General features: G+C 39.5%; 1 protein-coding gene. It reads left to right on the plus strand.

Annotated features, from left to right (window positions below; genetic code table 11):
- A partial coding sequence (locus tag ACVCXO_RS03710) for an HYR-like domain-containing protein (RefSeq protein WP_452228249.1) occupies positions 1–372 on the plus strand: 372 nt, incomplete at both ends.

The raw sequence follows: 372 nt of genomic DNA on the forward strand, positions 1-372 counted from the left end.
ACGGCTACAGATAATTGTGGTGGAATGGTTGCTGTTACCAACGATGCATCACTTCCTATTACAACACAAGGAACAACCGTGGTAACTTGGACATATACAGATGTTAATCTGAATGCTTCCACACAAACACAAAACATAGTAATTACAGATGTTACTGCTCCTGTTGCTGATCTTGCAACTTTAGCTAATGTAACCGCCCAATGCGAAGTAACTACTTTAACGCCGCCAACGGCAACTGATAATTGTGGTGGAATAGTTACTGTAACAAACGATGCATCACTTCCTATTACAACACAAGGAACAACCCTGGTAACTTGGACATATACAGATGTTAATCTGAATGCTTCCACACAAACACAAAACATAGTAATT

Source organism: Lacinutrix sp. MEBiC02404 (assembly GCF_053601575.1).